This is a genomic window from Mesorhizobium sp. M0293 (genome assembly GCF_040321735.1).
Taxonomy (GTDB): domain Bacteria; phylum Pseudomonadota; class Alphaproteobacteria; order Rhizobiales; family Rhizobiaceae; genus Mesorhizobium.
The window spans coordinates 1-7234 of record NZ_JAMYSA010000187.1; the positions used below are offsets into that span (position 1 = coordinate 1).

Annotated in this window: 4 protein-coding genes and 2 tRNA genes; 1 reads left to right on the forward strand and 5 read right to left on the reverse strand. The window is 63.1% G+C overall.

The window, feature by feature from the left end:
- Nucleotides 1-200 precede the first annotated feature (200 nt).
- The 5 genes from NKJ06_RS33535 to NKJ06_RS33555 all read right to left on the reverse strand — a co-directional run bounded on the left by NKJ06_RS33535 (nucleotide 201) and on the right by NKJ06_RS33555 (nucleotide 5752).
- Nucleotides 201-1343: a slipin family protein gene (locus NKJ06_RS33535; RefSeq protein ID WP_352627941.1), complete on the reverse strand. Its 1143-nt coding sequence runs from the start codon at nucleotides 1341-1343 to the stop codon at nucleotides 201-203.
- Between the two features lie 365 nt (nucleotides 1344-1708).
- Nucleotides 1709-1777 (reverse strand) — tRNA-Leu (locus tag NKJ06_RS33540).
- 2 nt (nucleotides 1778-1779) lie between these two features.
- A tRNA-OTHER gene (locus NKJ06_RS33545) sits at nucleotides 1780-1853 on the reverse strand.
- Between the two features lie 226 nt (nucleotides 1854-2079).
- Nucleotides 2080-2628 (reverse strand): histidine phosphatase family protein, encoded by a 549-nt coding sequence (locus NKJ06_RS33550; protein WP_352627942.1) that lies wholly within the window; start codon nucleotides 2626-2628, stop codon nucleotides 2080-2082.
- 103 nt (nucleotides 2629-2731) lie between these two features.
- Nucleotides 2732-5752 carry a caspase family protein gene (locus NKJ06_RS33555; protein WP_352627943.1) on the reverse strand — a complete coding sequence of 1007 codons (3021 nt, stop codon included), beginning with the start codon at nucleotides 5750-5752 and terminating at the stop codon, nucleotides 2732-2734.
- Nucleotides 5753-5921: 169 nt separating this feature from the next.
- On the opposite strand from NKJ06_RS33555, the gene NKJ06_RS33560 reads away from it, so the two are divergent.
- A complete protein-coding gene (locus NKJ06_RS33560) occupies nucleotides 5922-6869 on the forward strand; it encodes an AEC family transporter (RefSeq protein WP_352627944.1) in 948 nt (315 codons plus the stop codon).
- Nucleotides 6870-7234: the final 365 nt, after the last annotated feature.

Consider the following 7234-nt stretch of genomic DNA (forward strand, 5'->3'; position numbering starts at 1 on the left):
CCCCTTCTGGGGCGGGGCGTGAAGCCTCTGTAACCCGCCCCACACACCGCCGGCCCGGGGCGCCCGGCGGGGGCCCGGCCCCCCCCCCCCCACCCCCCCCCCCCCCGCCCCCCGCGGCCCCCCTTCCGTTGACGTTACGTCAGCCTTTCTTTCGATGCATGTCGTTTCCCCAAAACCGCAACCATTTTGGGCGACATGCATCAGCTGTCGCGGAGCTTGACCAGGTCGTTGAGCAGTCCGCCCGTTCCGTTGTGGACGGTCAGCCGCTCGACCTTGCCGGCGATGGTTTCCAGAGCCTCAAGCTCCTTCAGCCGCAGCATCACCGGGTTTTCCGCCATCACCCTGGCCGTGTTGAGCAGCGAACGCGTGGCGTTCGTCTCCTCGCGGCGGCGGATGATGTTGGCCTCGGCCTGCTTTTCAGCCGACACCACCTGGTTGAGGATCTCGCGCATCTCGCCCGGCAGGATGACATCCTTGAGCGCGATATCGCTGACCTCCACTCCGATCTCAGCCATATCGGCGCGAACCTTGGCCGCCGCCTCCTCGTCGATCGTCACCTTCTTTTCAAGGATCTGGTCGAGCATGAGCGCGCCAAGCGTCTTGCGGAAGGCATACTGCAGGGCGCGGTAGAGGGCTTCGGAGAAGTCCTTCACCATGCTTACCGCCTTGACCGGATCAACAACCCGGTACTCGGCTGATATGTTGACGCGGATCGTCACGCGATCCTTGGTCAGCACTTCCTGCCCGGCAACGTCGAGCGACTGGCGCTTGAGGTCGACGACCTTGATCTGCACCATGCGTCCGACGTTCCAGAAGCCATGCACGCCCGCCGTCAGCGTCCTAACCAGGACACCGTCGATGAACAGCAGTCCGGCCTGACCGTCGACGACCGGATGGACGGACATCAATTCCGTCTTCCGGGCCTGGCCGAGCCGGCGCATGACCGCCGCATCGATCGCGAGATCGACCGATGTGTCGATCAGCGTCACCTTCCACGGACCGGCATCCGTCCACAGCACCAGCTTGCGATCGGGCGCCAGAACGGCGTGCAAATTGCCGTCACGCTCGATGACGGCGACATCCGTGCGCCCGGTACGAACGACGGTGAAATGACGCGCGGCCACATCCGGGAGCTTGTCGAACAACGCCTTCTCGTATGCCGAAACGAATTCCGGGTTCTTCAGATCGTGCCGGGACACTTCGAGGCTGCCGCGCCGGTTGGCGAGCCAATGTTCGCCCGGCATCAGGACAGCCTTGATCTCACCCTTGTGCAGGGTGAGGGCACGTTCGTTTTCCCTTACGAGGACGCGCTCGCGTCCAAGAACCTTGTCGAGAACAGTCATTGTCTTACTCCTGTCGGGCATGGCCCCATGCGAGGCGTCAAGTCATGCGTCGATCTTCCCTTCGTTTCTCGTTTCACATCGTCTTGCGTCATCGTCCGGGCACGAATGATCCGGGGACTGGTGGCATCAATCCGCGGCGGGCCTTCGGGAGCGGATCGCGGGGCAGCGAAGCGGGCGCCGGAAGCCTTGGCCTCCCTTGCCGGCGACACAGCGCCTTGATCGTCACCGCGGGCCTGGCCGCGAGCCGATGGCGAAGACTCTCGGGATGATCCGTGCCCGAGGGCCTGGGCCATCCGTCCAGTCTTTCGCGTTCCAGTCCCCGGACCGTTTTCAGATAACACCTGGTAGGGTGCTGGCTTATCAGGCCAATGGAGAAGGAATCGAACCTTCGACAGTCAGATTCTCGATCTGATGCTCTACCCAACTGAGCTATCCGTGGTGCAGATGAAGGGAATTGAACCCCCGACCTCCGGACCCAAATCCGGCGCTCTCCCGCTGAGCTACATCCGCGATCCCAATCCCCAAAGCGGCGCCGTATACAGGGCGGCAAAGCCGCCTGCACGGGCGGAGACGAAAGCTCCAACCGTTGTGCTCGCTTCGGTTCTCGTGACCGGGAGCGCGCCTATAGCCCCTGCGACGGGTTGTCGCAAGCGGCATTGTCGCGGCCAATTTGCGGCTTCTTTCAATGGTGGCATTTCGGCAACACCGATCCAATGCTGAAGGGAGCGTCGGAACTTCAGAAGGTGACGCGGCCGAGCACGCGCAGGCCATCGCCTTGCGGTTCGACGACCACGGCCTCGCCTTCGCGGGGCGAAACGCCGGTCAGAGCCACGATGTCCTCCAGATGGGTGACCATGACCAGATTGTCGGAGCCGGAATAGGCACGGATTTCCTTGATGATGACCGCGATCTGCGCCGCCTTCTGGGTCTCATCGCCTTTCAGGAGATCAAGCGGCGCGAAGAGCTCCGGCTCGGCCTCGAAAGCGGTGCGCGCGGTGTCCAGACAACGGCAGTAGCGGCTCGACAGCACGCGCTCGATGGGTGCCGCGCGTGCCGCAAACAAGGCGCCGATCTTGCTCGCCTGCTGCTTGCCGCGCGCCGACAGGTTCATCTGGGTAGCGCAGTTGTCGATGTCGAAATTGGCCGGATCGGTGGTGCCGGTGACCATGGCATGGCGCAGCAGCACGACATGGCCGCCATCGCGCAACAGCGCCCAGCCTGCATCGGTAGCGTGAGCCACGCGGGGAACAACCAGCAGGAATAACGCCAAGGCAAATCGAATCATCCGCTATCCTTCTCCGGTTCCCGGCAAAGGGTTCCGGTGACAGGACATATAGGGACGGCAAAGCCAGCCGAAAGACAAGGCTCGGCCGGCGGGAAGCGTGGCTCTACTTCTTCGCCAGCTGCTTCTTCACCAGATCGATCTTCTGGTCGGTCAACGGGATGGGAAGCGTGTAGCCGGCTTCGGTAAAACCCTGCTTGGCGTTTTCGAAAAATTCGATGGCTTTCAGATATTCCGGCTTACCAGCGCCATAGCTGGCGCGGTTCCAGTGGATGTCGCCGAGATTGTTCTGTTCGAAGGCCCATTGCATGGGCAGGCTTTCCCTAGTGAACACCCTCAGCGCCGCCGTGAAGGCAGCCTCAGCATCAGCGAGATATTTGTCGGTTCGTTCGAGATTGCCGAGGTTGAGCAGGCTCATGCCGATGCCGTTCTGCGCGTTGGCCCAGTCGACCGGTGCGGTATCGATGGTCAGCACTTCAAGTGCCGCCCTGCGGGCCGCGATCGACTCAAGCAAGGTCTTGGGGTCGGCATTGTTCATGCTCAACCAATGCAGCGTCGAGCCGAGGCCGGCCTGGGTCAACGCCCATTGCCGCGGGTTCGTCTCGCGCCTGTATTCGCGCAACGCATCGCGGTAAGCGTCGACCGCGTCGCTGTAATGCTCGGGCTTGTCGGTGACGCCGCCCAGAAGCTGCAGTGTGTTGCCGAGATTGTAGTGGCTCATTGCCCAGTCGAGAGGGAATTTCCGTCTGACATAGACCTGCCGGGCGGCCTGGAACGCCGCAGCTGACTGCTCCAGCTTGGCCGCGTCGCGGGTGCGCTGGCCAAGCGTCTGATAGATCGAACCGAGATTGTTCTGCGCCGACGCCCAGTCCATCGGGAAACGCTGCCGGGTAAACACCGTCAGCGCATCGTCATAGGCGGCCGCGGCCTCCTCGAGCGCGCCCGTGCCCATATCGAAGCGGGCGACACCGCTCAGCGCGTTGCCGAGGTTGAGCCGGCTGGTTGCCCAGGAGACCGGGAAGGTTTCACGGGTTCGGACCTCGAGCGCGGCACGGAACGCGTCGGCCGCCTCGTTGATCCTGGTCTTGTCGTTAAGCTGGATGCCGAGCGACACCAGCGTGTTGCCGAGATTGTTCTCGACCATCGCCCATTCCACCGGCGCTTTTTCGCGCGTGTATTCTTCGAGCGCCAGCCGGTAGGCGGCTTCGGCTTGCGTCAGATGCTCGCTGGCGGGTTCGCGTTCGGAAAGCGCATAGAGGGCCAGGCCGAGGTTGTTCTGCGAGGCGGCCCAGTCGAGCGGCACCTTGTCGCGCGGGCGCTTCTCGAGTGTGGCGCGCATCGCCACCACCGCTTCATTCAGGCGCTTCGGGTCGCTCTCGCGTTCGCCGATCTTCAACAACACATTGGCCAGATTGTTTTGCGCGGCAGCCCAGTTGAGGTCGTCCTTCTCGCGCTCGAACACGACAAGGGAATCGCGAAAGATCCGAGCCGCTTCTTCGAGGTGAGCCGTTTCGGTCTCGCGCTCGCCGATGGTCTGCAGCACCACCGCCATGTTGTTGCGGGTGATCGCCCAGTCGCGGTTTTGTTCGCCATTGGGGATGAAGTTCAGGATGGTGCGATAGGCCTCGATGGAGTGTTGCAGCGCATCCAGGTCACCAGTGGCGTAGCCGAAAGCATTCAGCGCCTCGGCTTCCTGGTTCTTGTAGTTCCAGCGCAGCTTGTCGTCCCATTTTTCGGCTAGCGAAAATGCCTTGGCGTAGTCGCCGGCGGCGGATCTGTAGTCGAAGACCAGCGCCGAGGCATCGGCCCGCCTGGCATAGATCGCGGCATCGGCAATGCGCTTCTGCTTGACGAGATCCTCGGCTTCATCGACCGCATCGTTGGTCTGCTCGACCCGGCCGACCGCATCGTCGAGGAATTTGCGCGCCGTCACGATGGCGCCCTGGCCGATCGCCTTGTCGGCGGAGGCGACCAGGCGTTTGATCTCCGGATCGTCGGTGCGCAGCGCGGCACGCTCGGACATCATCTTCTTCAGGCGCTCGGCCTGGGCATCGAGCACCTTTTGCAGGTCGCCCGGATCTTCGGGGATCTTTTCCGTGCCGAGCGCCTTCAGCACGCCATAGAGCGCGTCGAGCGGCACGCCTTCCTGCAGCGAGGCCAGTTCCACCTGCGCCCGTTTCGGGTCGGGCAGGTCGGAAATCGTCAGCAGCAGCTGGCGCCGTTCGCCGGTGATCAGCCCGTCGTCGCCGGTCGGTTCAGCTGGTGCGACACCAAAATAGAGCAGCCGGCGCAGGCTTTCATTGACCCAGGGGCGCTGCTTTGCCTTGGTGTCGAGATAGACTTCTTCGGTCACCATGCGCATGACCGAGCCAAACTCGGTGCCCTTCATCGCCGCGAGGTGGCGCAGCAGGGCGGACGCGTAAGGGCTGTTTTCGCCAGCGGCGCCATCGAGCGCCGGACGACCCGGTTCGGCGGCAAAGCCGACCACCGTACCCAGGTTCGCGTCGGCCGCCGGCGCATTGCCGAGCGCCTTGGCGCCGCGCACCGGCTCCAGACCACCGGCACCGATCGGCGAGGCGGAGGCGGTCGGCGCGCGCCGCACCATGGCATCCGCGGGGAACGGATTGGTGCGGCAGGCATCGAGCAGCACGATCGTCACCGGCACGGTCGCTTTCAACGCATCCATGATTGCGGATATCGGCACCAGCGCCTGGTCGGCATCTTTCAATGACGACACGTCGGCATCGACCGGAACCAGGTAGTTCTCGCCGCCGGCCTCGATGCCGTGACCGGAATAATAGATGAAGGCGACGTCGGCGCCTTCTGCATCCTCCGTAAAGCGCTCCAGGTCGCGCTTCAGCTTCGCGGCGTCGCGATCGGTGACGCTGCGGGCGTCGAAGCCGAGATCGGTCAGCATCTTGGCCATGTCGCGGGCGTCATTGGCCGGGTTGGGCAGGGCGGCTATGTGCTCGTATGTCGACTGGCCGATGATCAGCGCCACGCCCTTGAGGCCTTTCGTCTCGGCAACTGCAAGCGTCGTCGCGGCAAGGCAAAGCAATGCGGCGACGAAAGCCTTCAGCCACGCCTGCCGCAAAAGATTACGCTTCGAGGTTTCGACAAAGGTCATTTGTCGTTCGTGTCCGCCCTGATGATCCAAGCCCTCTATAATGCTGTCAGTCTACCATGATCAAATTCGGGCATGAAATTCGGGCATGAAATTCGGGCATGAAATTCGGGTGCGATTGCGCCGTGACCGTGGCTCGCCTATCACGGGAAACTCGCCTGTCACGGTAAAAATGTCTCCGCTCACCGAAACCGTCCTTTTCGTCTTCAGCCTTGTGGCGCTCGGCTACCTCGCCGGGTTGACCGGCTATTTGAAACCGGCGAGCGGCGAGGGGATAGCCGATTTCGCAGTCAGCGTGGCGATGCCACTGCTGTTGTTCCAGACCATGGTGAATGCCGATTTCCACGGCGTGGCACCTTGGTCGCTGTGGGGCGCCTATTTCGCGGCAGTGGCAATCACCTGGGCCGCCGGCCATCTGGTCACGACCCGGATCTTCGGCCGGGATGCCCGCGCCGGCGTCGTCGGCGGAGTTTCATCGGCCTTTTCCAATATCGTGCTGCTCGGTGCTCCCTTTATCCTCGGCATATTCGGAGCGGACGGTTTCGAGGTGCTGTCCTTGCTGGTGTCGGTGCATCTGCCGATCATGCTGATGGCCTCGATCGTGTTGTTCGAAGTCTTCGGCCGCGGCAGCGGCGAACCCGTGCATCCCTTGCGCGTTATCCGTAGCTTCCTCAGGCGGCTTTTCATGAATCCGTTGATCATCGGCATTCTGGCAGGGCTTGCATGGCGCATCACCGGCGCGCCGCTGCCTGATGTCGCCATGCGCCTGGTCGATGCGCTGGCCGGTACGGCGGGGCCGGTGGCGTTGTTCGCCATGGGGCTCAGCCTGCGTCGCTTCGGCATTTCGGGCAATGTCAGGCCGGCGCTGGTGCTTTCGGCGTTGAAGCTGTTCCTGATGCCGGCGCTGGTCCTGGTCTTCGTCTGGCTGCTCGGCCTGCCGCCCTTGACGGCCAAGGTGGCGGTGATGGTGGCCGCGATGCCATCCGGCGTCAATTCCTATCTGATCGCGGTGCAGTTCAACACCGGCCAGGCGTTGGCGTCGAACCAGATGACCATTGCCACCGCCTGCGCCGCCGTCACCACCGCTTTCTGGCTGACGGTGGTGCTCCACGTTTTCTGATAGGGTATGTCGATATTCAGATGATACCGGCCCGCGATCGGCATGTCATAGGTCGGCCTGCTCTCGCCTCGGGCTGGTCCAACCCCTATATGCCATCTTGCGATTGCTTGCGGACCTTGCCCTAGGTAAAGAGCAGTGGCTCCGGCGTGCCGGCCGCAGTCCATGGCCCACGCTCACCGAAGACTTCACAGACCGGCCCGTCAGCGCGCCGAACGGAGGATAGACCATGCTTCAGAAAACCAGCCATTTCATGCGGCAGGCCAATCTCATCAATGGCGAGTGGGTGCAGGCCGACAGCGGCCAGACGGTCGACGTCAACAACCCGGCCACCGGCCTCAAGATCGGCACCGTGCCGAAGTCCGGCA

Excerpts from the sequence above, each read along its gene's own strand:
- NKJ06_RS33560 (WP_352627944.1), top strand. The coding sequence starts at position 5,922 with ATGTCTCCGCTCACCGAAACCGTCCTTTTCGTCTTCAGCCTTGTGGCG.
- NKJ06_RS33535 (WP_352627941.1), bottom strand. The coding sequence starts at position 1,343 with ATGACTGTTCTCGACAAGGTTCTTGGACGCGAGCGCGTCCTCGTAAGG.
- NKJ06_RS33550 (WP_352627942.1), bottom strand. The coding sequence starts at position 2,628 with ATGATTCGATTTGCCTTGGCGTTATTCCTGCTGGTTGTTCCCCGCGTG.
- NKJ06_RS33555 (WP_352627943.1), bottom strand. The coding sequence starts at position 5,752 with ATGACCTTTGTCGAAACCTCGAAGCGTAATCTTTTGCGGCAGGCGTGG.